This window comes from Burkholderia sp. MSMB0856 (assembly GCF_001524645.2).
Taxonomy (GTDB): Bacteria; Pseudomonadota; Gammaproteobacteria; order Burkholderiales; family Burkholderiaceae; genus Burkholderia; species Burkholderia diffusa.
This window is the reverse complement of record NZ_CP013427.1, coordinates 2,467,692-2,490,453: the sequence shown is the minus strand read 5'-3', so window position 1 is coordinate 2,490,453 and position 22,762 is coordinate 2,467,692. Positions and strand designations below refer to the sequence as shown.

The window sequence follows — 22,762 nt, the reverse complement described above, 5'->3', positions numbered from 1 at the left end:
CGCGCGTTCAGCGTGCCGGCACGTGCGAGTGAATCCATGCGATCAGCGCATCGATCACGCGGTCGCGCTCGAGATCGTTCATCGTTTCGTGGAACCCGCCTTCGTATAGCGTCAGCGTGCGGTCTGGCGAGCCGACGCGTGCGCCGAACGCACGGCTTCCGTCCGGTTCGGTCAGCTTGTCCTCGGTGCCGTGATAGACAAGCACCGGCACGCGCAGCGCGCTGCGACCACGCTCGATGCGCGCCATCGCATCGAGGATCTCGGCGCCGGTGCGCGCCGGCACCGCGCCGTGGTGCACGAGCGGATCGGCACGATTGGCCGCGACGACGGCCGGATCGCGCGACAGCAGCGCCGCGTCGATCCTGATCGCGGGGAAGCTCGGCCACACGCGGCTGATGAAGCGGCTCATCGCGAGCATCCAGCGCGGCACGTCGCGTCCCGGCGCGAGCGCCGGGCTCGACAGCACGAGGCCCGCCAGCGCATGGCCGCGAACCGGCGCGCGTTCGATCGCATACAGCGCCGCGACGGCGCCACCCATGCTGTGGCCCATCAGGAAGAGCGGCGTATCGTCGCGGGCAGCTTCGGCGACGAGGGCATCCGCATCGTTCAGGTAATCGTCGAAACGCTCGACCCACGCGCGCTTACCGGGCGACTGGCCGTGCCCGCGCAGATCGATCGCCAGCACGTCGATGCCGGCCGCGTTCAATCTGGCCGCGAGCGCCGCGTAGCGGCCCGCATGCTCGGCAAGGCCATGCACGAGCGCGATCGTCGCGCGCGGCGGCTCCGTGCCGTCGCCGGCCGGCCAGCGATACGACGCCAGTTCGAGCCCGTCCGCGGTACGCAGCCGGCCCATCCGCGGAGTGGGCGGCGCTGCCGTGTCCAGTGCCGCAGAGGCGGCGGGCGCGGCGGTCTGCGTCGTGGTGGCGGTCATCTGGCGGGTCCCCTGTTTAGTTGGCATCGGTGTTCCGGATCATAGTCGCGGCACTCGCACGGCGGGCCAGCAGTGCCCCTCTAATTTCGTCTGGTTATGAAAAGATCGAAATCGATTATTAAGTGGAATGAGGCGTTTGCGGTAAAATCGCCGGCTATTCCAGATGCATCGGCGGCCGACTGGCGGGCTTCGCCTGTCGGCCGCCGTTTTGTTTACATGATCGAATTACGCAATCTGTCGCAGCGTTTCCCCGGGCCGACCGGCTGGGTCGACGCATTGCACAACGTCAATCTGACGATCCCTCAGGGCGAGGTGTTCGGCATCATCGGCCGAAGCGGCGCCGGCAAGAGCACGCTCGTGCGCACCATCAACCTGCTCACGCGGCCGACCGAAGGCAACGTCGTCGTCGGCGGGCGCGATCTCACGCTGCTGCCGGCCGGCGCACTGCGCGAAGCGCGCCGCGAAATCGGCATGATCTTCCAGCACTTCAACCTGCTGTCGTCGCGCACGGTGTTCGACAACGTCGCGTTGCCGCTCGAGCTGGCTGGCGCGAGCCGTGCCGACATCGAGGCCGCCGTGCTGCCGCTGCTCGATCTCGTCGGGCTGTCCGCGCAGAAGGACCGCTACCCGGCGCAGATCAGCGGCGGCCAGAAGCAGCGCGTCGGCATCGCCCGCGCGCTCGCGAGCAAGCCGAAGGTGCTGCTGTCGGACGAAGCGACGTCGGCGCTCGATCCCGAGACCACGCGCGCGATCCTCGACCTGCTGAAGCGCATCAATCGCGAACTCGGCCTGACGATCGTGCTGATCACGCACCAGATGGAAGTGATCAAGCAGGTGTGCGATCGCGTGGCGGTGCTCGACGCGGGTCGCGTGGTCGAGGAAGGCCGCGTGATCGACGTGTTCCTGCAGCCGCATCACGAAGTGACGCGCGCGCTGATCGGCGACGTGATCGCGCAGGAACTGCCGCCCGCGCTGAAGGCACGCGTGGCCGAGCGGCTGAAGACGGGCAGCGGGCATTTGCTGCGGCTCGCATTCACAGGCTCGGGTGTCGACCAGCCGATCCTGTCGGAGACGATTCGCCGGTACGAACTCGATTTCAATATCCTGCACGGCCAGATCGACGAGATCCAGGGGCAGGCGTTCGGGTCGCTCGCGGTGCTCGCGGGCGGCGAACCGGGCAAGGTCGGGCAGGCGCTCGCGTTCCTGCGCGAGCAAGGTGTGGTGGTAGAGGAGCTTTCGTATGTTGAGTGAGATGTTCGATATGTTCGTGCAGTCGTTCTGGGAGACGCTGATCATGGTCGGCATCTCGGGAGCGGTCGGCGCGCTCGTCGGGATGCCGCTCGGCGTGCTGCTCTACCTGACCGACCGCCAGGGCGTGCTGCAGAACCTCGGCGTGAATCGCGTGCTCGGCGGCATCGTGAACGCGGTGCGCTCGACGCCATTCATCATTCTGTTGGTTGCGGTCATTCCATTTACGCGGCTCGTCACGGGGTCGTCGATCGGCACGGCTGCGGCGGTCGTGCCGCTGACGCTCGCGGCCGCGCCGTTCGTCGCGCGGCTGGTCGAGACGGCGCTGCGCGAAGTCGACCGCGGGCTGATCGAGGCCGCGCAGTCGATGGGCGCGACGACGTCGCAAATCGTGTTCAAGGTGCTGCTGCCTGAATCGCTGCCCGGCATCGTCGCTGGCCTGACGATTACGTTCGTGTCGCTCGTCGGCTACTCGGCGATGGCCGGTGCGATCGGCGGCGGCGGGCTCGGCGATCTCGGCATCCGTTACGGCTACCAGCGCTATCTGCCGGAAGTCATGTGGACGGTCGTCGCGATCCTGATCGTGTTCGTGCAGATCGTGCAATCGTTCGGCGACTGGCTCGTGCGCCGGCTGAGCCACAAGTAATAACGACATTCATGGGTAGGGGGAGACGATGCAACGACGTTTCATGCTGAAGTTCGCGGCCGCACTTGGCGCGGCCGCGCTGTTCGCGAGCGCGCACGCGCAGACCGAAACCATCAAGGTGGGCGTGACGGGCGGTCCGCACGCGCAGATCATGGACGTGGTGAAGAAGGTCGCGGCCAAGAGCGGCCTCGATATCCGCATCGTCGAATTCTCGGATTACGTGCAGCCGAACGCGGCGCTCGCGTCGGGCGATCTCGACGCGAACAGCTACCAGCACGATCCTTATCTGCAGGCGCAGGTGAAGGATCGCGGCTACAAGCTGATCAAGGTCGCGGATACCGTCACGTTCCCGATGGGCATCTATTCGAAGCGGGTGAAGTCGCTGGCCGAGTTGAAGCCCGGCGCGCGCATCGCGGTGCCGAACGATCCGACCAATGGCGGCCGCGCGCTGCTGTTGCTGCAGAAGCAGGGCCTGCTGAAGCTGCGTGCGGACGCCGGGCTGAAGGCGACGCCGCTCGACATCGTCGACAATCCGCGCAAGCTGAAGATCGTCGAACTCGATGCGGCACAGATTCCGCGCTCGCTCGGCGACGTCGACGCTGCGGCGATCAACACCAACTATGCGATGGAAGCGGGGTTGAAGCCGAAACAGGACGCGATCGCGATCGAGGGTCCGAACGGCCCTTACGCGAACATCCTCGCGATTCGCGAGGCCGACCGGAGCAAGCCGTGGGTCGCGAAGCTGGTCGCGGCCTACCATTCCGCGGAAGTGAAGCAGTTCATCGAACAGAAGTTCGGCGGCGCGGTCATCGCCGCCTGGTGATACGTGGTGCTGGGCGCGCCCGGTGACGATTAGAGTCGATGATCGAAAACCCGGGCTTTGCGTCCGGGTTTTTTCTCTTTTAAAATAGAACGACCGTTCGCTATTGCCGGCGCACCGAAGAGGAGCGCTATCCTCGATAGCCGCGATGGATTGGTCCGCTTGGCCGCGCAGTCATGAGGCCTCGCTATAGAATGGCCTCTGGTCGTATTCGTAACTTTGGAGCGTGTGCATGAAAATCCTGGTGCCAGTGAAAAGAGTGGTCGATTACAACGTGAAGGTCCGCGTGAAGTCGGACAACACCGGCGTCGACATCGCGAACGTGAAGATGTCGATGAACCCGTTCGACGAAATCGCGGTGGAAGAAGCGGTGCGCCTGAAGGAAGCGGGTGTGGCGACCGAAGTGATCGCGGTGTCGGTCGGTGTGACGCAAGCGCAGGAAACGCTGCGCACGGCGCTGGCGATCGGTGCCGATCGCGCGATCCTCGTCGAGTCGAACGACAGCGTCGAGCCGCTGGCCGTCGCGAAGATCCTGAAGGCGCTGGTCGACAAGGAACAGCCGCAACTCGTGATCCTCGGCAAGCAGGCGATCGACGACGATTCGAACCAGACGGGCCAGATGCTGGCCGCCCTGGCTGGCCTGCCGCAAGCGACGTTCGCGTCGAAGGTCACGATCGCCGATGGCCGTGCCACGGTCGCACGTGAAGTCGACGGCGGCGCGGAAACGCTGTCGCTGCAACTGCCGGCAGTCGTGACCACGGACCTGCGCCTGAACGAGCCGCGCTACGTGACGCTGCCGAACATCATGAAGGCGAAGAAGAAGCCGCTGGAAACGGTGAAGCCGGAAGACCTCGGCGTGGATGTCACGCCGCGTCTGAAGACGCTGAAGGTGGCCGAGCCGCCGAAGCGCGCGGCCGGCGTGAAGGTGCCGGACGTGAAGACGCTGGTCGAGAAGCTGAAGACCGAAGCCAAGGTGCTGTAAGAGGGAGCGGAAAGAAATGACGATTCTGGTGATTGCAGAACACGACAACGCGTCGATCAAGGCCGCGACGCTGAACACGGTGGCGGCGGCAGCGAAGATTGGCGGTGACATTCACGTGCTGGTCGCGGGGCACAACGCGCAGGGCGCGGCCGATGCGGCAGCAAAGATCGCAGGCGTGTCGAAGGTGCTGCTGGCCGACGCGCCGCAGCTCGAAGCGGGCCTGGCGGAAAACGTCGAGGCGACCGCGCTGAACATCGCGAAGGACTATTCGCACATCCTCGCGCCGGCAACCGCCTACGGCAAGAACGTCGCACCGCGCATCGCCGCGAAGCTGGACGTCGCGCAGATTTCGGACATCACGGCGGTCGATTCGGCCGACACGTTCGAGCGTCCGATCTACGCGGGCAACGCGATCGCGACGGTGCAGTCGAGCGATCCGATCAAGGTGATCACGGTGCGTGCGACGGGTTTCGATCCGGTTGCGGCCGAAGGCGGCAGCGCATCGGTCGAGAAGATCGAAGCGGCGGCCGATGCGGGCAAGTCGCAGTTCGTGAGCCGTGAAGTGACGAAGCTGGATCGTCCGGAGCTGACGTCGGCGAGCATCATCGTGTCGGGTGGCCGCGGTCTGGGCAGCGGCGAGAACTACACGAAGGTGCTGGAGCCGTTGGCCGACAAGCTGTCGGCAGCACTGGGCGCGTCGCGCGCGGCAGTCGACGCCGGCTACGTGCCGAACGACTATCAGGTCGGCCAGACCGGCAAGATCGTCGCGCCGCAGCTGTACATCGCGGTCGGCATCTCGGGTGCGATCCAGCATCTGGCCGGCATGAAGGATTCGAAGGTGATCGTCGCGATCAACAAGGATCCCGAAGCGCCGATCTTCAGCGTGGCCGACTACGGCCTCGTCGGCGATCTGTTCGCGCTCGTGCCGGAACTCGTGAACGAACTGGGCTGACACGGTGTGACTTGACGCTTCGGCGGCAAGTACGCAAGACGAGGGGCGCGATGAGCGCCCCTTTTTTTGTGCGATGACGGAAGCGCTGTTTCGAGCCCGCAACGCATTCGCTGTAACGAAAAAGGCGCCCCGTGGGCGCCTTTTTCGTTGATGCGGACCGGCCTGCGTCGCGGCGGACCGTTACGACTTATGCGTATGCCGGGCGCGTCTGGCCGGCCACGTCCTTCAGGTAGCGATGCACCGACAGGTCGTCGGCCTGAATTGCCGGCTTCTTGCCCGAAATCAGGTCGGCGAGCAGTTGGCCCGACCCGCACGACATCGTCCAGCCGAGCGTGCCGTGGCCGGTGTTCAGGAACAGGTTCGAGACCGGCGTGCGGCCGACGATCGGCGTGCCGTCCGGCGTCATCGGGCGCAGGCCGGTCCAGAACGTTGCCTTCGACGTGTCGCCGCCGCCCGGGAACAGGTCGTTCACGCACATTTCGAGCGTCTCGCGACGCGCGGCACGCAGGTTCTTGTCGAAGCCGACGATCTCCGCCATGCCGCCGACGCGGATGCGCTGATCGAAACGCGTGATCGCGATCTTGTAGGTTTCGTCCAGCACCGTCGACACGGGCGCGGCCGTCTCGTCGACGATCGGCGCGGTGATCGAATAGCCCTTCAGCGGATAGACGGGGATCTTCATCAGGTTCGAGATGAAGCTGGTGGAGTATGACCCGAGCGCGACGACGTATGCATCCGCGCGCACCGTCTCGCTGCCGCACTGCACGCCGGCGATCTTGCCGCCCGCGATCGCCAGCGCGTCGATCGGCGTGTTGTAGCGGAACTTCACGCCGAGCGATTCCGCGAGCGCCGCGAGGCGCGTCGTGAACAACTGGCAGTCGCCCGTTTCGTCGCCCGGCAGGCGCAGGCCGCCCGTCAGCTTGTGCGACACGGCGGCGAGCGCCGGTTCGGCATTCCTGAGCTCGGCCGGCGACAGCAGTTCGAACGGCACGTTCGCTTCCTGCAGCACCGCGATATCCTTCGCCGCGCCGTCGAGTTGCTGCTGCGTGCGGAACAGCTGCAGCGTGCCGCCCGTGCGGCCTTCGTACTGGATGCCCGTGTCGGCGCGCAGCGCCTGCAGGCAATCGCGGCTGTATTCGGCGAGGCGGACCATGCGGCCCTTGTTGACTGCATAGCGCTCGGCCGTGCAGTTGCGCAGCATCTGCCACATCCACTGGAGCTGGAAGCGCGTGCCGTCGAGGCGGATCGCGAGCGGCGCGTGCTTCTCGAACATCCACTTGACGGCCTTCAGCGGCACGCCGGGCGCGGCCCACGGCGCGGCATAGCCGGGCGAGATCTGACCTGCGTTCGCGAAGCTCGTCTCGAGCGCCGGGCCGGCTTCCCGGTCGATCACCGTGACTTCATGACCGGCGCGCGCGAGGTAATACGCGCTTGCCACGCCCACCACACCGCTGCCCAGAATGACGACTCGCATAGCTGCTCCAGATGGAAGGATCAGGGCGAGGCCGGGCGCACGTGCGTCTCCGTGTAACCTCTAGCTGATCTAGTTTTTTGCGCTATGGTATTGTCGAATGTGTAGGTTTTGTTATCGTATTTTTCAGGTTTTCAGCATAAACAAATGAGAACGCAACGCCAGCCAGTACGCTCGCTCGACAAGCTCGACCGGCGCATCCTCAAACTGCTCCAGGACGACGGCCGGATGGCGATGAAGGACCTCGCGGAGCAGGTCGGGCTGACCGTCACGCCGTGTATCGAACGCGTGCGGCGCATGGAGCGCGACGGTGTCATCACCGGCTATCACGCACGCGTTGATCCGGGGCAGCTCGGCGCCGCGTTGCTGGTGTTCGTCGAGATCACGCTCGGCCACAAGGGCGGCAACATGTTCGAGCAGTTCCGGCGCGAAGTGATGAAGATCGACGAGGTGCTCGAGTGCCATCTCGTGTCCGGCGACTTCGATTACCTGATCAAAGCACGCATCGGTGAAATGGCCGACTATCGCAAGCTGCTGGGCGACATCCTGCTGCAGCTGCCCGGCGCGGTGCAGTCGAAGAGCTATGTCGTGATGGAAGAAATCAAGGAGACGCTGACGATCTCGGTCGGCGAATGACCGTGGCTGCTGCCGGCAGTCCGTCCCTCTATCGCGCCCTTGGCATGCTGCACCCAATACTGTATAAATGTACAGTATTGGGTGCAGGCGAATGGGTGAGCGCATGGACGGTCAGTCCGACAACGAATTTCCGATAGCGCCGCCGGCGCCCCGCAAGGGGCGCGGTGCGGTCGACAACCTCCAGGGGCGATACGAAACGGCGCTGCGCGAAGCGGTCGACGACGGCTGGACACACGAATCGGACGACGCCGATCTGCCCGCGCCGCTGCGCACGCAGGTGTTCGAGGAGCACGCTAAGAGCATCCTGACGCACAACCAGTCACCGGACATACCGTTCAGCGTGTCGCTCAATCCGTATCGCGGCTGCGAGCATGGCTGCATCTACTGCTTTGCACGGCCGACCCATAGTTACCTCGGTCTGTCGCCGGGGCTCGATTTCGAGAGCCGCATCTATGCGAAGGTCAACGCGGCCGAATTGCTCGAGCGCGAGATTTCGCGCAAGCGCTACGTGCCGGAGCCGATCGCGCTCGGCGTCAACACCGATGCATACCAGCCGGTCGAGCGCGATTTGCGCATCACGCGCAGCGTGATCCAGGTGATGCACGATCACGGGCTGCCGTTCGCCGCGATCACGAAATCGTCCCTGATCGAGCGCGATCTGGATCTGCTGGCCCCGATGGCCGAGCGCGGGCAGGTGATGGCCGCGGTCACGATCACGACCCTCGATGCCGATCTCGCGCGCACGCTCGAGCCGCGTGCGGCGACGCCGGCGCGCCGGCTGCGCACGATCCGCGCGCTGCGCGATGCAGGCGTGCCGGTAGGCGTCAGCATTGCACCGATGATCCCGTTCGTCACCGAGCCGGACATGGAGCGTGTGCTGGAAGCTTGTGCGGAAGCCGGCGCGACGCACGCGAGTTACATCATCCTGCGGTTGCCGTGGGAGGTCGCGCCGCTGTTCAAGAACTGGCTCTCCGCGCATTTCCCCGATCGCGCGGAGCGCGTGATGAACCGCGTGCGCGACATGCGCGGCGGGAAGGACTACGACTCGGATTTCGCGAAGCGGATGAAGGGCGAGGGAATCTGGGCCGACCTGTTGCGGCAGCGGTTCCGTCAGGCCGTGAAGCGGCTAGGGTTGAACGAGCGTGCGAACGGCATTCTGGATCTGTCGCAGTTTCGCGGTGCGCCGGCGACCGGGGCGGCAGCGCAGCGCACGGTGGCGGGCGCGACCGGCACGAAGTCGCGTGACGACGTGCAACTGAGCCTGTTCTGATCTGCCCGACGCGTGTTGGCGCTTACTGCGAGATTTGCTTTGCCGCTTCGACTTGCGATTCGAAGTACGTCTGGAACGACAGGGCGAGGGCGGTCATCAGCAGGAACGCACCGATCAGCAGCGAGAAGATCACGATGAAGATCACCGTCCAGCCTGACTGGCTGTGCTTGCCGGTGTCGGCATTGAATTGCGCGTCCCACTTCTCGTCGGGGCGCAGGCCGTAGACGAGCGCGGCGAGGAACGCAGCCAGAAGCGAGATCGCACCCGGCACGGCGAGCCACCAGCCGAGGTTGGCACTGCGCTGGGTCGCGGCGAGCAGCAGGAAACCCGGGATCCCGACGATCGTCGCGAGCAGGTGCGCCCAACCGTACACGTCGCGAAAGCCGTACAGGTAGAAGCGGTGCGCACCGAGCGAACCGAGCAGGAATGCGAGGGCGGCGGTGAGCGTCTTGGAGCGGAAGCGGCGGGACGATGCGGTGCTGCTGGACATGGATGGCGGCGGATTATCGTTGGCATGGGCGGCCGGCAGGCCGGCGCGGGGCGCTCGGCCCGGCACGCATTCTACGATGCCCGGTCGGGCCGGGTCACCCCTTGCCTGCGTCAAGGTGCCGCATAGGTGATGCGGTAGATGGCGCCTGCGTAATCGTCGCTGACGAGCAGCGAGCCGTCCGGCAGCGGCAGTACGTCGGCCGGGCGCCCCCACACGGTGCCGTCCGCGCGCAGCCAGCCTGTGATGAACGGAGTCTGGCTTGCATGGCTGCCGTCGGCCGACACGACCGCGCGCATTACGCGATAGCCGACCTTCGTGCTGCGATTCCACGAACCATGCTCGGCAATGAAGATGTTGTTGCGATATGACGCCGGAAACATTGTCCCCGTATAGAAGCGCATGCCGAGTGCCGCGACGTGCGCGCCGAGTTTCAGCACGGGCGGCGCGTAGCGGCGACACACGTCGGCGCTCCCGAATTCAGGGTCGGGCGTGTCGCCGCCGTGGCAGTATGGAAAGCCGAAATCGAGGCCTGCGCGCGGCGCACGATTCAGCTTGTCGTCGGGCACGTCGTCACCCATCAAGTCGCGCCCGTTGTCGGTGAACCACAGCTCGCGCGACTCGGGGTGCCAGGCAAAGCCGACGGTATTGCGCACGCCGCGGGCAAACACTTCCCGGCCGCTGCCGTCCGCGTTCATGCGTGCGATGATCGCGTATCGATCGCGATCGGCGAGGCACACGTTGCATGGGGCGCCGGTCGGCACGTAGAGCTTGCCGTCGGGGCCGAATGCGATGAATTTCCAGCCGTGATGATGATCGGTCGGCAGCGCATCCGTCACGACCGCCGGCGCCGGAGGCCTGGCGAGCCGGTCGTCGATGTGATCGAGGCGCAGAATACGCGACACGGCGGAGATATAGAGCGCGCCGTCGCGATACGCGACGCCGACGGGCATGTCGAGCCCCGATGCGATCACGTAGCGGGTCGTGATCCGGCCCTCCTGCATCACAAATGCATGCACGCGGCCTTCCCGCGAGCCGACATACAGAATTCCGCGCGGCGACCACGCCATTTCGCGGGCGGTTGGCACGGCGTCGGTCAGCACGTCGACGTGGAAGCCGGGTGGCACGACGAGTTTGTCCGCTGGCGTTGCGGCGCAAGCCGCGGTGGCTGCGAGGCAGGCAACGAGGCCGGTCAGCAAGCCCGCGAGGCGGTGCTGCGCGCGGCGCGCCGGGGTGACGCAAGGTGGCGGCATGGCGGCGGTAAGCGTCGAGGACACGACGATTGTATGCCCGGCGTGCAGGGCGTCCGTGGAATTTTTGCGCGTAAGTGTTTGTTGTGGCTTTGGTTTCCGGCTATAATCGCACGTTTCAGTAGTTTCGAACCCGGTTTTCCCGAAGGATTTCATATGGTTATCATCCGTCTGGCTCGCGGCGGCTCGAAGAAGCGCCCGTTCTACAACATCGTCGCTACCGATTCGCGCAACCGTCGTGACGGCCGCTTTATCGAGCGCGTCGGCTTCTACAACCCGGTCGCCACGAAGGGCGAATCGCTGCGTATCGCTCAGGACCGCCTGACGTACTGGCAAGGCGTTGGCGCGCAACTGTCGCCGACCGTCCAGCGTCTCGTGAAGGAAGCGCAAAAGGCGCAACCGGCTGCCTAACATGGCGCGGTGTGCCGGTCGTGCCGGCTGCAAGGAGCATTGATGTCCGGTCACGATTCCGGTAACGCAAAGCGCGGGCGAGCGTCATTTGGCGCATTCGTCCGCAAGCCGGTCGAGCGCGACACTGTCGCGAGCGCCGGTGTGGCTGCCGAGCAGGGCAGTCTCGAGGCAGTACAAGCCTGGCCCGACGATGCTGTCGAGGTCGGGGCGGTCGTCGACGCCTATGGCCTGAAAGGCTGGGTCAAGGTGGCGACGCATGCAGACGCCGGTCGCGGCGGCGATGCGCTGCTCAAGGCGCGCCGCTGGTGGCTGGAACGGGGTGGGGAGCGGTTGTCCGCCCGCATCCTGCAGTCGAAGACGCACGGCGACACAGTCGTCGCGCATACCGCGGGTGTCAGCGACCGCGATGCCGCAATGGCTTTACGCGGCTTTCGCGTGTTCGTGCGCCGGGAAGATTTTCCGGCATTGGCCGCGGACGAATTCTATTGGGTCGACCTGATCGGCCTCGAGGTCGTCAACGAGCAATCGGTGGCGCTCGGGACGGTGAGCGGGATGATCGACAACGGCGTGCATTCGATCATGCGCGTCGAGTATCCGGCAGTCGGCAAGGATGGTCGGCCGACCACCGACGAACGGCTGATTCCGTTCGTCGGCGTCTACGTCAAAACGGTGGATCAGGCGGCACGTCGCATCGTCGTCGACTGGGAAGCCGATTACTAATGAACCAGGTTACGGAGAGCGCGGTGCAGTTCGACGTCGTCACGCTCTTTCCCGAAATGTTCCGCGCGCTGACCGACTGGGGAATCACCAGCCGGGCCGTGAAGCAGGGGCGCTTCGGGCTGCGCACCTGGAATCCGCGTGATTTCACGACGGACAACTACCGCACGGTCGACGATCGTCCGTACGGCGGCGGTCCGGGCATGGTGATGCTGGCCAGGCCGCTCGAGGCCGCGATCGGCGCTGCGAAAGCAGCGCAGGCGGAGCAGGGGGTCGCGAGCACGCGTGTGGTGATGATGTCGCCGCAAGGTGCACCGTTCACGCACGAACGTGCGGTGCGAATGGCGCAGGAGCCTGGTGTCATCGTGCTGTGCGGCCGCTACGAGGCGATCGATCAGCGTCTGCTCGACCGGTGCGTCGACGAGGAAGTCAGCCTCGGCGATTTCGTTCTGTCCGGCGGTGAACTGCCGGCGATGGCGATGATGGATGCCGTCGTGCGCCTGCTGCCCGGCGTGCTGAACGACGCGCAGTCGGCTGTGCAGGACAGCTTCGCTGACGGGCTGCTCGATTGTCCGCATTACACGCGCCCCGAGGAATACGAGGGAATGCGTGTGCCGGACGTGCTGCTCGGCGGCCATCATGCCGAGATCGAGCGGTGGCGGCGCCAGGAAGCATTGAGGAATACATTGCGGAAGCGGCCGGACCTGATCGTCCGGGCGCGCCGCGAGAAGTTGTTGAGCCGTGCCGACGAGGCATGGCTTGCGAACCTCGCGCGCGAAGCGAAGAACGCCTCCTGAGGCGGCGGCGCGGGCGGGAATTGGCGGTGCCGTGCATGCGTGCGCGGTGCCTGATGTGAATCCATCCTCTATCGGGGCCAAGCCTGGAAGCAGGCGGGTGCAAACGCCGACAAGATGGCTTTAGGAGTCAGTGATGAATCTGATCGCAAAACTTGAGCAGGAAGAGATCGAGCGCGCGCTCGCCGGCAAGACGATCCCCGAATTCGCCCCGGGCGACACGGTGATCGTGAACGTGAACGTGGTTGAAGGTAACCGCAAGCGCGTTCAGGCGTACGAAGGCGTCGTGATCGCGATTCGCAACCGTGGTCTGAACTCGAACTTCATCGTCCGCAAGATTTCGTCGGGCGAAGGCGTCGAGCGTACGTTCCAGACCTACTCGCCGCTGCTGGCGAGCATCGTCGTGAAGCGTCGCGGTGATGTGCGTCGCGCGAAGCTGTACTACCTGCGCGAGCGTTCGGGCAAGTCGGCTCGAATCAAGGAAAAGCTGGTGTCGAAGGATCGCGCCGCAGCAGCTTCCCAAGAGTAAGAGCTGTAAGGAAAAAGCACCCTTCCGGGTGCTTTTTTCATTCTGGCGCGACAATATGCTCGATACGTCACGAACTCGAGATCCCCATTGAATCGCCGCCCCATCATTGATCCCGAAGTGCTGCCGGTCGAAGGCACTGGCGCCGGCTTGCCGTCCATCGAAACCCGCTTGATGACGCCGCCCGGGCTGCGCGAGCGTTTCGCGCGCACGCTCGAATGGAGCGTCGAGCCTGGAGAGGTACGGCTGCAGGAGGGCGTCGATCCGCGCAGCGCCGCCGTCCTCATCCCGCTCGTCGTTCGCGAGGGCGGCCTCACCGTGCTGCTGACCCAGCGCGCCGACCACCTGAACGATCACGCCGGGCAGATCAGTTTCCCCGGTGGCCGTCGCGAGCCGTTCGATCGCGATGCGACGGCGACCGCGTTGCGCGAGGCGAAGGAGGAAATCGGACTGGCCGCCGAACCGGTGGAGGTGCTCGGTGCGCTGCCCGACTACCTGACGGGGACCGGCTTCTGCGTGACGCCCATCGTGGGGCTCGTGCATCCGCCGTTTACCGTGCAGGCCGACACGTTCGAGGTTGCCGAGATTTTCGAGGTGCCGCTCGCGTTCCTGATGAGTCCGGCGAACCACCAGGTGCGCGTGTTCCGCTGGGAAGGCGGCGAGCGTCGTTTTTTTGCGATGCCCTATCCGAACGGCGAATCGGCCGGGCATTACTTCATCTGGGGCGCAACTGCCGGCATGTTGCGCAATCTGTACCGCTTCTTGGCAGCCGGATAGCATCCGGCCCGAACCCGCGCACGCGGCCGGCTGCCGGCCCGTCGCGTCGGCAGCCATGCGCCGCTTACGCTGTGCTATCGTTATGCAAAAAATGACATAACTCCGAAGACGGCGCCACGCATGACTTTCTTTTCGGTTCTTCTCGCCCTCATCATCGAACAGGTCCGCGCGTTGTCGCCGAGCAATCCGGTGTTCGCCCTGTTCCAGTTTCATGCGGAAACCGTCGCGCATGGCCTCGACGCCGGCAAGCAAAAGCATGGCGTGCTCGCATGGCTTGCAGTCGTGCTGCCGTGGGTGCTGATCGTCGCGCTGATCTACTTTCTGCTGTTCAAGGTGAGCTTCGTGCTCGCGTTCATCTGGAACGTCGTCGTCGTGTATTTCACGCTCGGCTTCCGCCAGTTCAGCCACTATTTCACCGATATCCATCTCGCGCTCAACAACGACGACGTGCCGCGCGCGCGTGAAATCCTGCACGAGTGGACGGGCCTCGACACGGTCGACATGCCGGTCGGCGAAATCGTCCGCCATACGCTGATTCATGCGGTCGTTGCGTCGCATCGCCACGTGTTCGGCGTGTTCTTCTGGTACGTGCTGCCCATCGGTCCGGCCGGTGCCGTGCTGTACCGCATCTCCGAATATCTCGCGCGCAGCTGGTCGACGCCGGGCGACGATCGCACCGCCGCGTTCTCGACGTTCGCGCAGCGCGCGTTCTTCGTGATCGACTGGATTCCGTCGCGACTGACCGCACTCGGCTTCGCGATCGTTGGCAACTTCGAGGATGCGATCTACGCGTGGCGCAATCACACGCGCCAGTGGCCCGACCCGAACGACGGCGTGCTGCTCGCGGCCGGTAGCGGCGCGCTCGGCGCGCGCCTCGCGGGGCCGCTCGCGGAACCGTCGAGTCTCGACGCGTTGGCGGTCGGCGACAGCGGCCCGTTGACGGTCGGTGATGATTGCACGCCGCGCACGCTGCAGTCCGCGGTCGGCCTGGTTTGGCGCGCCGTGATCCTGTGGATGATTCTGCTGTTGATGCTGACGCTGGCCGTCTGGGTGTCGTGACGCGGCAGCGCAGGTGCGTGATGAAACGAAAAGGCCGGCTTCATGCCGGCCTTTTTGCTATGTGCCAGGTCAGTCCGCTCAGTCGTCGAGCGGATCGCGTACGGCGCCGCATTGCCAGCAGGCGGTGAACTGGGCCTCCAGCGCCTCGCCGCATTGGCGGCAGCGCCACGGAGCGGCGCCGGCCGACGGGCCATGCGACGCCGCATCGAGGAGCCGCCGAGCGAGCGCATCATCGCGCTCGTCGTCGAGCCACAGCTCGGGGGCGCACGCGTCGGCGGGCAGGCCGCCGAGCGCGCCGGTCGCGTAGCAGTTGTGCAGTTCGCAACCGATGCCGGCCGCCTGCAGCACATTCGCCCAATGCTGCGCGGTGGCGAGATCGGGGGCCTTGAAACGCATCGCGGCTCCTGTCGGTGAAGGCCGGGTCAGCCCCGGCCGCCTTCTGCCCGCCGTGCGGTCAGCGGACGATCTGGCTCGCCTCGTGCACGAGCTGAGCGTAAAGCGCATGCCGCGACGGTGAGATGCGGCCGTCGGAGACGGCTTCGAGAATCGCGCAGCCCGGCTCGTGCAGATGATGGCAATTATAGAAACGGCAGTCCGCGAGCAGCGGGCGGAATTCCGGGAACGCGCGCTCGAGGCGGCCTTCCGTCAGGTGGTAGAGGCCGAATTCCTGGAAACCCGGCGAATCGATCAGCGCGCCGCCGCCGTCGAGCGGGTAGAGGCGCGTGAACGTCGTCGTGTGACGGCCGCTGTTGAGCGCGGCCGAGATTTCCCGGGTCGCGGCTTCGGCATCGGGCACGAGCAGGTTCACGAGCGTCGACTTGCCCATTCCGGACTGGCCGAGCAGGATCGTCGAATGCCCGGCCAGATGCGGCATCAGTTGCGCGCGCGCATCGTCGGGCGCACCCTTCACCGACAGTTCGAGCACGTCGTAGCCGAGCACGCGGTAGGGCGCGAGGCGCTCGCGGGCGACCGGCAGCGCGGCCTCGACGTCGATCTTGTTCAGCACGACGAGCGGCTTCAGTTCGTTCGCTTCGGCCGCGATCAGCGCGCGGCCGAGGAGATCCTCGCTGAAATAGGGCTCGGTCGCGAGCACGATCAGCAACTGATCGAGGTTGGCCGCGAACAGCTTCGACTTGAACTGGTCGGAGCGGTACAGCAGGTTGCGCCGCTCGCCGATCTCGACGATCACGCCCTGGTCGGCCGACGCCTGTTCGTACACGACGCGGTCGCCGACCGCGATCTCGCTTTTCTTGCCGCGCGGGAAGCACTGCAGCATCGGGCCGCCGTCGTCGGGCGCGACGATATAGTGGCGCCCGTGCGCCGCGATCACGCGGCCTTCGACACGCGGCGCGCCCGATGCGCGCGGAGCCGGCTTGCGGGAGGTCGGCCGGCTCATGCGTGCTGCATCAGGCGGTCGATCCGCTGCGACGCCGGCGGATGCGAATAGTAGAAGGCCGTGTAGACGGGGTCCGGCGTGAGGGTCGACGCGTTGTCCTCGTAAAGCTTCACGAGCGCGCTGACGAGATCCTGCGCATCGGTCTGGCTGGCCGCGAACGCATCGGCCTCGAATTCATGCTTGCGCGACGTGAGGCTGCTGAACGGCGTCGCGAAGAACAGGAACACGGGGATCGCGAGGAAGAACAACACGAGCGCGGCGCCCGCGTTGCTCGTGTCGAGCGACGGCGTGACGCCGAGCCCCGTATAGAACCACGTGCGCTGTGCGAGCCAGCCGAGCAGCGCGAGCAGCACGAGGCTCAGCACGAACGACACGAGCATCCGCTTCATTACGTGGCGGCGCTTGAAGTGGCCGAGTTCGTGCGCGAGCACGGCCTCGATTTCCTGGCCGGACAGCCGCGCGAGCAGCGTGTCGAAGAATACGATCCGCTTCGAGGCACCGAAGCCCGTGAAGTACGCATTGCCGTGCGCGGAACGACGGCTGCCGTCCATCACGAACAGGCCCTTCGCCGCGAAGCCGCACCGCTTCATCAGCGACTCGATGCGCGTGCGCAGCGCTTCGTCCTTCAGCGGTTCGAACTTGTTGAAGATCGGCGCGATGAAGGTCGGGTAGATCAGCAGCACGAGCATCTGGAATGCGACCCAGACGATCCAGGTCCACAGCCACCACAGGCTGCCGGCCTGGTTCATCAGCCACAGCACGACGAACAGCAGCGGCAGGCCGAGCACGGCGCCGAGCAGCGTGTTCTTCAGCATGTCGGTGAAGAACAGGCGCTTGGTCATGCGATTGAAGCCGAACCGCTGTTCGATCCCGAACTGGCGGTAATACTCGAACGGCACGTCGATCACGCTCATGATCGCGAGCACGCAGGCGACGAGCGCGACCTGCTGACCGTAGCCGCGGCCGAACCAGCCCGTCAGCAGCGTGTCGAGGGCGCCGACGCCGCCGAGCAGCGTGAGGCCGACCAGCACGGCCGCGCTGACGACGATTTCAAACATCGCCAGCCGGGTGCGCTCGACCGTGTAGTCGGCCGCGCGCTGGTGGGCGGTCAGCGGAATGGTGGCGCTGAACTGCGCGGGCACGCCGTTGCGGTGTGCGGCGACGAAGCGGATCTGCCGCGATGCGAGCCACAGCTTGGTGACGACCATCGCGAGCACGACGATCGCGAACAGCAGGGTGAACGAAAAGGGTGACATCGAAGGCGCCAAAGGGTTCTATGCGAGAATTATATGTTCTTGCGGACCGGGCCCGCTCACGCGATGCCGGCCGCCCGGGCGGCGCCACGCGCCGTCCGCCATTTTCCAGGATGACTCATGACCGATACCGCCGCTTCCGCCAGCCAGCCCGCGCTCGTGCGCAACGAGTTGAACCTCGTCTGGCTCGACATGGAGATGACGGGCCTCGACCCGGATAACGACCGCATCATCGAAATCGCGGTCGTCGTGACCAATTCCACGCTCGACATCGCGGTGGAAGGCCCCGTGTTCGCGATCCACCAGAGCGACGAAACGCTCGCGAAGATGGACGACTGGAACAAGTCGACGCACGGCCGCTCGGGCCTGATCGATCGCGTGCGCGCGTCGACCGTGACCGAGGCGGAGGCTGCCGCGCAGCTGCAGGCGTTCCTCGCGCAGTATGTATCGCCCGGCAAGTCGCCGATGTGCGGCAATTCGATCTGCCAGGATCGCCGTTTCATGGCGCGCTGGATGCCGGAATTCGAGCGGTTCTTCCACTACCGCAACCTGGACGTCAGCACGCTCAAGGAGCTGTGCCGCCGCTGGCAGCCCGCGATCTACAAGGGCTTCCAGAAGCGCGCGATGCACACGGCGCTCGCGGACATCCACGAGTCGATCGACGAACTGAAGTATTACCGCGAGCATTTTCTGATTCCGGCCGCGTCGGCGCCGGCAGGCGAGTCCGCGCCGGCCGCCTGAGCGGGCCGGCACGCGCTCAGCGCGGCGCGCGTTGCGCGCTCTTCGGCCGGAACGCCGCGACCACCGCGGCGTCGGTCTCGATGTACGGGCCGCCGATCAGGTCGATGCAGTAGGGTACAGCCGCGAAGATGCCGGGCACGGTCGACTTGCCGTCGGCGTCGCGCAGCCCTTCGAGCGTTTCCCGGATCGACTTCGGCTGGCCGGGCAGGTTGATGATCAGCGCCGCGTGGTCGGCCGTCTCGCGGATCACCGCGACCTGCCGCGACAGGATCGCGGTCGGCACGAAATTCAGGCTGATCTGCCGCATCTGTTCGCCGAATCCCGGCATTTCCTTCGTCGCAACGGCCAGCGTGGCCTCCGGCGTCACGTCGCGCCGCGCGGGGCCGGTGCCGCCGGTCGTCAGCACCAGATCGCAACCCGCGACGTCGACGAGTTCTGCCAGCGTGGCGGAGATCGTCGGCGCGTCGTCCTGGATCAGCCGGGTTTCGGCGCGCCACGGCGAGCGCAATGCGCCGGCGAGCCATTCCTGCAGCGCCGGAATGCCCTTGTCCTCATAAACGCCCGTGCTGGCGCGGTCGCTGATCGACACGAGGCCGACCACGAGCTCGTCCGGGTGGTTACGCTTCGTCGTCATGGTCGTCTCCGGCTTGGTCCGGCGCTTCGTCTGCGTCGGCCTCGTCCGTACCGCTCGCGGTCTTGATCCACTGGAACAGCTCGCGGAAATAGCGCGGCGGCTTGCCTTGCTGCGCTTCCTTGCGTGCGTTGCGGATCAGCATGCGGCCTTCCTGGATGTCGGCTTCGGGGTGCTGGCGGAGGAATTCGGTCAGCGCGTCGTCGCTGGCGAGCAGCTGTTCGCGCGTGCGCTCGATCCAGTGCAGGCGAGCGGTCGCAGCCTTGTTCACGCCTCGCTGGGCGTCCAGCGCGGTGCGCAGCGCGGCCGTTTCCTCGTCCGTCAGCGAGCGCATCACGCGGCCGACGTACTGGAGCTGGCGGCGCTTGCCTTCGTGGTCGGTGATCCGGCGCGCCTCGCGCACGGCGTCGGCGAGGTCCTCGGGCATCGGCATGCGCTTGAGCGCGTCCTTCGGCAGGTCGACCAGGGCCTGGCCGAGCTCCTGCAGCGCGTGCATCTCGCGTTTCAACTGGGATTTGCTGGGGCGATCGTAGCCATTGCCGACGTCGTCGTCGGCGTGCTCGATCGGCTGGATTCGGGTTTTGCGTGTCATGGGCGGCATTGTATCGCGGCGCGGACACCCCAAGCTTGTCGGTATGTGGCCCCGGACCTTGCTATGATCGCGGGATACGCAACATTTTGAACATGCGGGCGGCTCGCCCGCCACCGGATATCACGACGATGGCAGCCAATCTCGACGTACAAGCGCGCTATTTCCCGCACACGCAGGACCAGCTCAAAGAAATTGCCTCGGACATCCTTCGCCATGCGAAGGCACTCGGCGCGACGGACGCCGCGACCGAAATCTCCGAAGGCGACGGCCTGTCGGTGTCGGTGCGCCGCGGCGAGGTCGAGACGATCGAACACAACCGCGACAAGATGGTCGGCGTGACGGTGTTCATCGGCAAGAAGCGCGGCAACGCGAGCACGTCGGATTTCTCGCCGGCCGCGATCAAGGATACTGTCGCCGCGGCGTACAACATCGCGCGCTTCACGGCCGAGGACGACGCGGCCGGCCTCGCCGAGGCCGAGCTGCTCGAAACCGACCCGCGCGACCTCGATCTCTACCACCCGTGGGCGCTGACGGCCGACGAGGCCGTCGAGCTCGCCCGCCGCGCGGAAGACGCCGCGTTCGCGGTCAGCCCGCAGATCCGCAACTCGGAAGGCGCGAGCGTGTCGGCACAGCATTCGCAGTTCGTGCTCGCGACGTCGCGCGGCTTCCTCGCCGGCTACCCGTACTCGCGCCACTACATCGCATGTGCGCCGATCGCGGGCACCGGCCGCCACATGCAGCGGGACGACTGGTATTCGTCGAAGCGCAGCGCGGTCGACCTCGCTGCGCCGGAAGCCGTCGGGCGCTATGCGGCCGAGCGTGCGCTGGCGCGGATGGGCGCGCGCCGTCTCGACACCCGCAAGGTGCCCGTGCTGTTCGAGGCGCCGCTCGCGGCCGGCCTGCTCGGCGCATTCGTGCAGGCCGTCAGCGGCGGCGCGCTGTACCGCAAGACGTCGTTCCTCGTCGACAGCCTCGGCAAGCCGGTGTTCGCGCCGCACGTGCAGGTCGTCGAGGATCCGCACGTGCCGCGTGCGATGGGCAGCGCGCCGTTCGACGAGGAAGGCGTGCGCACGCGTGCGCGCAGCGTCGTCAGCGACGGCGTCGTCGAAGGCTACTTCCTGTCGACCTATTCGGCGCGCAAGCTCGGCACGCAGACGACCGGCAACGCGGGCGGCTCGCACAACCTCGCGCTGCGCAGTTCGAACACGCAGCCGGGCGACGATTTCGACGCGATGCTGAAGAAGCTCGGCACGGGCCTGCTGTTGACCGAGCTGATGGGGCAGGGCGTGAACTACGTGACCGGCGATTATTCGCGCGGCGCGGCTGGCTTCTGGGTCGAGAACGGCGTGATCCAGTATCCGGTCGAGGAAATCACCGTCGCGAGCACGTTGCAGGAGATGTTCCGGCATATCGTCGCGATCGGTGCGGATTCGATCGTGCGCGGTACGAAGGAAACGGGCTCGGTGCTGATCGAGCAGATGACGATCGCCGGGCAGTAAACGGCGCGGCGTCGGCCGCCAGGAAACAAAAAAGCCCGACCGGCGTGGATGCGCCGGTCGGGCTTTTTGTCGTGGGTCGCGTGTCAGCCGCGCTTGCGCGCGTAGACGACGAACGCATAGCCGAACGTGTTCGGCGCGGCGGCCTGGTGCGGGTCGCGCGACACTTCGTGCCAGTGCGCGGGATCGGGCGCCGGGAACGACGCATCGCCGTCGAAGTCCGCGTCGATTTCGGTGACGACCAGCTTGTCGGCGAGCTCCAGGCCTTCCGCATAGAGCTGTGCGCCGCCGATCAGGAATGCTTCGGCGACGCCGTCGCGCGCGGCGAGCGCGAGCGCATCGGCGAGGGACGTGACGGTGTCGCAGCCGTCGAAGCGGCGCGTTGCGTCGCGCGTGACGACGATATTGCGGCGGCCCGGCAGCGGCCGACCGATCGACTCGTGGGTCTTGCGGCCCATCACGATCGGCGCGCCCATCGTCGTGCGCTTGAAGAACGCGAGGTCCTCGGGAAGTTTCCAGGGCAACTGGTTGTCGCGGCCGATGATGCCGTTGCGGGCGCGCGCGACGATCAGGGTCAACGTCGTCATGAAGGTCGGGGAAGAGGAGAACCGGAATGGCGCCGATTCTACCGGAATGGCGGCGCGCGACCGCATCGATGTGGGCGCGCGGGCGCATTGGCGGTGTTCGGTCCGCCGCGCCTCGTCGGCGACGAGGTGCGGCCTTTGCGCCGTGATGTCCAGAATAAAAAGAGTGCCCGCCGGGGGACGGACACAAAAAACGGTTCGCGTCGAGATATCGACGCTGCGTGAAACGGCCTGATTCATCCCACTCGATCTGTAATCCTCATCGATTGAGCGGCATGTGGCGTCGTGAGCGGATTATCGATGCATGCGGTTTCCGGTGTTTCCCTCCATCGCATGTTGCGCGTTGCCGGGAAGCGGAACAGGAATCGGGATCGGCAGCGGAGCAGGCGGGGCGAGCTCGTCCCACAGCGTCACCCATGTGTTGCCCGACGAACGCGGTTTGGGTGCGGCGATCGGCACGATACCGACGCGGTTGTCCTGTTGCATGCGCGGCGCGTTATCGGCAAGCAGCATCGCGCGTTCGGGCCGCGCGCCTTCTTCCGAGCGTGCCGGCATGAACGGGCACGCGAGCGCAAACGCAATCGTCATCTGCACGCAAGACCGTGAAAAAAGTGTTCGCATGGCCGCCTTCTCCGATCCGTTGCACATTCAGCGAAATGCATGCCATCGGGCGAAGAGCATTGTCGCGTCTGCGATTTGCGGGGGAGCGTCACGAATCGCAATCGAAAACGCCGGGAAATGTTTCAGGCGTGAAACGACGGGGCTTGGGAATACTGCGGATTCAATCAAAACGCTTCAAGGATGAAAATCTGCGCGTGTGTCGATGCAGGTACGCGTCGCTGCGCGTGTGCTATGTGCAGATGATTGATAAACGTCGACCATTGAGCGATTCGGCCGCTCGCCCCTTTGCGCTGCAATTGGTTTGTCGTATTCAGCGCCTATAACTAAGCCGTCGTGACCAAAAAATAACTGGACGCGAGATAAGCGCCATCATGCGAGGCTGGTCGCCGCCGCGCATCGGCATGGCGAATCGAGCCGCTTCGGCTGACCCGGTTCGATCCTTTTGCACGTGACTTGGCGTGTACGGCAATC

Annotated in this window: 26 protein-coding genes; 15 read left to right on the top strand and 11 right to left on the bottom strand. The window is 65.7% G+C overall.

All coding sequences use genetic code 11. The features are described from left to right. Positions 1–7: 7 nt before the first annotated feature. Positions 8–931, bottom strand: a complete 924-nt coding sequence (locus tag WS87_RS12815) for an alpha/beta hydrolase (RefSeq protein ID WP_059816179.1) — start codon at positions 929–931, stop codon at positions 8–10. Positions 932–1,147: 216 nt separating this feature from the next. On the opposite strand from WS87_RS12815, the gene WS87_RS12810 reads away from it, so the two are divergent. The 5 genes from WS87_RS12810 (at position 1,148) to WS87_RS12790 (ending at position 5,579) form a co-directional block, all read left to right on the top strand. Then, entirely contained in the window at positions 1,148–2,182 is a 1,035-nt protein-coding gene (locus WS87_RS12810) for a methionine ABC transporter ATP-binding protein (RefSeq protein ID WP_059509785.1), read from the top strand. Next, positions 2,172–2,825, top strand: coding sequence for a methionine ABC transporter permease (locus WS87_RS12805; RefSeq protein WP_059529977.1), 654 nt, complete (start codon positions 2,172–2,174; stop codon positions 2,823–2,825). The genes WS87_RS12810 and WS87_RS12805 overlap by 11 nt, the downstream gene beginning before the upstream one ends. Positions 2,826–2,853: 28 nt before the next feature. Beyond that, complete coding sequence (locus WS87_RS12800) at positions 2,854–3,648, top strand: MetQ/NlpA family ABC transporter substrate-binding protein (RefSeq protein WP_059529974.1); 795 nt, start codon at positions 2,854–2,856, stop codon at positions 3,646–3,648. 229 nt (positions 3,649–3,877) lie between these two features. After that, a complete protein-coding gene (locus tag WS87_RS12795; protein WP_059678648.1) occupies positions 3,878–4,627 on the top strand; it encodes an electron transfer flavoprotein subunit beta/FixA family protein in 750 nt (249 codons plus the stop codon). Between the two features lie 16 nt (positions 4,628–4,643). Further along, a complete protein-coding gene (locus WS87_RS12790; protein ID WP_059816176.1) occupies positions 4,644–5,579 on the top strand; it encodes an electron transfer flavoprotein subunit alpha/FixB family protein in 936 nt (311 codons plus the stop codon). A gap of 187 nt (positions 5,580–5,766) precedes the next feature. On the opposite strand, the gene WS87_RS12785 is transcribed toward WS87_RS12790, so the two are convergent. Continuing rightward, positions 5,767–7,053, bottom strand: coding sequence for a D-amino acid dehydrogenase (locus WS87_RS12785; RefSeq protein ID WP_059816173.1), 1,287 nt, complete (start codon positions 7,051–7,053; stop codon positions 5,767–5,769). 144 nt (positions 7,054–7,197) lie between these two features. Here WS87_RS12785 and WS87_RS12780 point away from each other — a divergent pair, with 144 nt between their 5' ends. Together WS87_RS12780 and WS87_RS12775 are read left to right on the top strand one after the other, a co-directional pair. Beyond that, positions 7,198–7,686 carry an Lrp/AsnC ligand binding domain-containing protein gene (locus tag WS87_RS12780; RefSeq protein WP_006762687.1) on the top strand — a complete coding sequence of 163 codons (489 nt, stop codon included), beginning with the start codon at positions 7,198–7,200 and terminating at the stop codon, positions 7,684–7,686. 91 nt (positions 7,687–7,777) lie between these two features. Beyond that, positions 7,778–8,956, top strand: a complete 1,179-nt coding sequence (locus WS87_RS12775; protein WP_059816170.1) for a PA0069 family radical SAM protein — start codon at positions 7,778–7,780, stop codon at positions 8,954–8,956. Positions 8,957–8,978: 22 nt separating this feature from the next. On the opposite strand, the gene WS87_RS12770 is transcribed toward WS87_RS12775, so the two are convergent. Together WS87_RS12770 and WS87_RS12765 are read right to left on the bottom strand one after the other, a co-directional pair. Then, a complete protein-coding gene (locus WS87_RS12770) occupies positions 8,979–9,446 on the bottom strand; it encodes an NINE protein (RefSeq protein ID WP_059523814.1) in 468 nt (155 codons plus the stop codon). 110 nt (positions 9,447–9,556) lie between these two features. Beyond that, positions 9,557–10,696: a PQQ-dependent sugar dehydrogenase gene (locus tag WS87_RS12765; RefSeq protein WP_059816167.1), complete on the bottom strand. Its 1,140-nt coding sequence runs from the start codon at positions 10,694–10,696 to the stop codon at positions 9,557–9,559. Between the two features lie 153 nt (positions 10,697–10,849). Between WS87_RS12765 and rpsP the strand changes: the two genes are divergently transcribed. From rpsP to WS87_RS12735, 6 genes are all read left to right on the top strand, one after another. Continuing rightward, a complete protein-coding gene (gene rpsP, locus WS87_RS12760) occupies positions 10,850–11,104 on the top strand; it encodes a 30S ribosomal protein S16 (protein WP_006476550.1) in 255 nt (84 codons plus the stop codon). Between the two features lie 42 nt (positions 11,105–11,146). After that, positions 11,147–11,824 carry a ribosome maturation factor RimM gene (gene rimM / locus WS87_RS12755; RefSeq protein WP_059816162.1) on the top strand — a complete coding sequence of 226 codons (678 nt, stop codon included), beginning with the start codon at positions 11,147–11,149 and terminating at the stop codon, positions 11,822–11,824. After that, positions 11,824–12,618, top strand: coding sequence for a tRNA (guanosine(37)-N1)-methyltransferase TrmD (trmD, locus tag WS87_RS12750; protein ID WP_059816158.1), 795 nt, complete (start codon positions 11,824–11,826; stop codon positions 12,616–12,618). Before rimM ends, trmD begins: the two co-directional genes overlap by 1 nt. Before the next feature lie 133 nt (positions 12,619–12,751). Continuing rightward, positions 12,752–13,144 (top strand): 50S ribosomal protein L19, encoded by a 393-nt coding sequence (gene rplS / locus WS87_RS12745; RefSeq protein ID WP_006753174.1) that lies wholly within the window; start codon positions 12,752–12,754, stop codon positions 13,142–13,144. Positions 13,145–13,231: 87 nt separating this feature from the next. After that, complete coding sequence (locus tag WS87_RS12740; RefSeq protein WP_059816153.1) at positions 13,232–13,918, top strand: CoA pyrophosphatase; 687 nt, start codon at positions 13,232–13,234, stop codon at positions 13,916–13,918. Positions 13,919–14,038: 120 nt separating this feature from the next. Next, positions 14,039–14,977, top strand: a complete 939-nt coding sequence (locus WS87_RS12735; protein ID WP_059523804.1) for a CobD/CbiB family protein — start codon at positions 14,039–14,041, stop codon at positions 14,975–14,977. A 78-nt stretch (positions 14,978–15,055) separates the two neighbouring features. Here the strand turns inward: WS87_RS12735 and WS87_RS12730 are convergent, their stop codons facing one another. The 3 genes from WS87_RS12730 to WS87_RS12720 are packed head-to-tail and all read right to left on the bottom strand — an operon-like array spanning position 15,056 to position 17,629. Beyond that, on the bottom strand, positions 15,056–15,373 hold the full coding sequence (locus WS87_RS12730; protein ID WP_059816149.1) for a putative signal transducing protein: 318 nt from the start codon (positions 15,371–15,373) through the stop codon (positions 15,056–15,058). Positions 15,374–15,431: 58 nt separating this feature from the next. Continuing rightward, positions 15,432–16,373, bottom strand: a complete 942-nt coding sequence (rsgA, locus tag WS87_RS12725) for a ribosome small subunit-dependent GTPase A (RefSeq protein WP_059816145.1) — start codon at positions 16,371–16,373, stop codon at positions 15,432–15,434. Further along, positions 16,370–17,629: a M48 family metallopeptidase gene (locus WS87_RS12720; RefSeq protein ID WP_059816142.1), complete on the bottom strand. Its 1,260-nt coding sequence runs from the start codon at positions 17,627–17,629 to the stop codon at positions 16,370–16,372. The genes rsgA and WS87_RS12720 overlap by 4 nt, the downstream gene beginning before the upstream one ends. A 117-nt stretch (positions 17,630–17,746) precedes the next feature. Between WS87_RS12720 and orn the strand changes: the two genes are divergently transcribed. After that, entirely contained in the window at positions 17,747–18,367 is a 621-nt protein-coding gene (orn, locus tag WS87_RS12715; protein WP_049030222.1) for an oligoribonuclease, read from the top strand. Between the two features lie 16 nt (positions 18,368–18,383). Here the strand turns inward: orn and mog are convergent, their stop codons facing one another. Together mog and yjgA are read right to left on the bottom strand one after the other, a co-directional pair. Then, positions 18,384–19,001, bottom strand: a complete 618-nt coding sequence (gene mog, locus WS87_RS12710; protein ID WP_081259227.1) for a molybdopterin adenylyltransferase — start codon at positions 18,999–19,001, stop codon at positions 18,384–18,386. Beyond that, a complete protein-coding gene (gene yjgA, locus WS87_RS12705; RefSeq protein ID WP_272482631.1) occupies positions 18,985–19,590 on the bottom strand; it encodes a ribosome biogenesis factor YjgA in 606 nt (201 codons plus the stop codon). The genes mog and yjgA overlap by 17 nt, the downstream gene beginning before the upstream one ends. Positions 19,591–19,718: 128 nt before the next feature. On the opposite strand from yjgA, the gene pmbA reads away from it, so the two are divergent. Continuing rightward, entirely contained in the window at positions 19,719–21,089 is a 1,371-nt protein-coding gene (pmbA, locus tag WS87_RS12700) for a metalloprotease PmbA (RefSeq protein WP_059523791.1), read from the top strand. Positions 21,090–21,172: 83 nt separating this feature from the next. On the opposite strand, the gene WS87_RS12695 is transcribed toward pmbA, so the two are convergent. Together WS87_RS12695 and WS87_RS12690 are read right to left on the bottom strand one after the other, a co-directional pair. After that, complete coding sequence (locus WS87_RS12695) at positions 21,173–21,673, bottom strand: dihydrofolate reductase (protein ID WP_059816134.1); 501 nt, start codon at positions 21,671–21,673, stop codon at positions 21,173–21,175. 291 nt (positions 21,674–21,964) lie between these two features. Next, positions 21,965–22,183 (bottom strand): hypothetical protein, encoded by a 219-nt coding sequence (locus WS87_RS12690; protein WP_236873186.1) that lies wholly within the window; start codon positions 22,181–22,183, stop codon positions 21,965–21,967. Positions 22,184–22,762 lie beyond the last annotated feature (579 nt).

What these genes read in the sequence shown, in the direction of transcription:
- WS87_RS12730 (WP_059816149.1), bottom strand. Translation starts at nt 15,373, where the DNA reads ATGCGTTTCAAGGCCCCCGATCTCGCCACCGCGCAGCATTGGGCGAAT.
- WS87_RS12815 (WP_059816179.1), bottom strand. Translation starts at nt 931, where the DNA reads ATGACCGCCACCACGACGCAGACCGCCGCGCCCGCCGCCTCTGCGGCA.
- pmbA (WP_059523791.1), top strand. Translation starts at nt 19,719, where the DNA reads ATGGCAGCCAATCTCGACGTACAAGCGCGCTATTTCCCGCACACGCAG.
- WS87_RS12800 (WP_059529974.1), top strand. Translation starts at nt 2,854, where the DNA reads ATGCAACGACGTTTCATGCTGAAGTTCGCGGCCGCACTTGGCGCGGCC.
- WS87_RS12785 (WP_059816173.1), bottom strand. Translation starts at nt 7,053, where the DNA reads ATGCGAGTCGTCATTCTGGGCAGCGGTGTGGTGGGCGTGGCAAGCGCG.
- WS87_RS12695 (WP_059816134.1), bottom strand. Translation starts at nt 21,673, where the DNA reads ATGACGACGTTGACCCTGATCGTCGCGCGCGCCCGCAACGGCATCATC.
- WS87_RS12795 (WP_059678648.1), top strand. Translation starts at nt 3,878, where the DNA reads ATGAAAATCCTGGTGCCAGTGAAAAGAGTGGTCGATTACAACGTGAAG.
- WS87_RS12735 (WP_059523804.1), top strand. Translation starts at nt 14,039, where the DNA reads ATGACTTTCTTTTCGGTTCTTCTCGCCCTCATCATCGAACAGGTCCGC.
- WS87_RS12780 (WP_006762687.1), top strand. Translation starts at nt 7,198, where the DNA reads ATGAGAACGCAACGCCAGCCAGTACGCTCGCTCGACAAGCTCGACCGG.
- WS87_RS12720 (WP_059816142.1), bottom strand. Translation starts at nt 17,629, where the DNA reads ATGTCACCCTTTTCGTTCACCCTGCTGTTCGCGATCGTCGTGCTCGCG.
- mog (WP_081259227.1), bottom strand. Translation starts at nt 19,001, where the DNA reads ATGACGACGAAGCGTAACCACCCGGACGAGCTCGTGGTCGGCCTCGTG.
- WS87_RS12775 (WP_059816170.1), top strand. Translation starts at nt 7,778, where the DNA reads ATGGGTGAGCGCATGGACGGTCAGTCCGACAACGAATTTCCGATAGCG.
- orn (WP_049030222.1), top strand. Translation starts at nt 17,747, where the DNA reads ATGACCGATACCGCCGCTTCCGCCAGCCAGCCCGCGCTCGTGCGCAAC.
- WS87_RS12690 (WP_236873186.1), bottom strand. Translation starts at nt 22,183, where the DNA reads ATGCTGCTTGCCGATAACGCGCCGCGCATGCAACAGGACAACCGCGTC.
- WS87_RS12810 (WP_059509785.1), top strand. Translation starts at nt 1,148, where the DNA reads ATGATCGAATTACGCAATCTGTCGCAGCGTTTCCCCGGGCCGACCGGC.
- WS87_RS12805 (WP_059529977.1), top strand. Translation starts at nt 2,172, where the DNA reads ATGTTGAGTGAGATGTTCGATATGTTCGTGCAGTCGTTCTGGGAGACG.
- WS87_RS12765 (WP_059816167.1), bottom strand. Translation starts at nt 10,696, where the DNA reads ATGCCGCCACCTTGCGTCACCCCGGCGCGCCGCGCGCAGCACCGCCTC.
- rplS (WP_006753174.1), top strand. Translation starts at nt 12,752, where the DNA reads ATGAATCTGATCGCAAAACTTGAGCAGGAAGAGATCGAGCGCGCGCTC.
- trmD (WP_059816158.1), top strand. Translation starts at nt 11,824, where the DNA reads ATGAACCAGGTTACGGAGAGCGCGGTGCAGTTCGACGTCGTCACGCTC.
- rimM (WP_059816162.1), top strand. Translation starts at nt 11,147, where the DNA reads ATGTCCGGTCACGATTCCGGTAACGCAAAGCGCGGGCGAGCGTCATTT.
- rsgA (WP_059816145.1), bottom strand. Translation starts at nt 16,373, where the DNA reads ATGAGCCGGCCGACCTCCCGCAAGCCGGCTCCGCGCGCATCGGGCGCG.
- yjgA (WP_272482631.1), bottom strand. Translation starts at nt 19,590, where the DNA reads ATGACACGCAAAACCCGAATCCAGCCGATCGAGCACGCCGACGACGAC.
- WS87_RS12790 (WP_059816176.1), top strand. Translation starts at nt 4,644, where the DNA reads ATGACGATTCTGGTGATTGCAGAACACGACAACGCGTCGATCAAGGCC.
- WS87_RS12770 (WP_059523814.1), bottom strand. Translation starts at nt 9,446, where the DNA reads ATGTCCAGCAGCACCGCATCGTCCCGCCGCTTCCGCTCCAAGACGCTC.
- rpsP (WP_006476550.1), top strand. Translation starts at nt 10,850, where the DNA reads ATGGTTATCATCCGTCTGGCTCGCGGCGGCTCGAAGAAGCGCCCGTTC.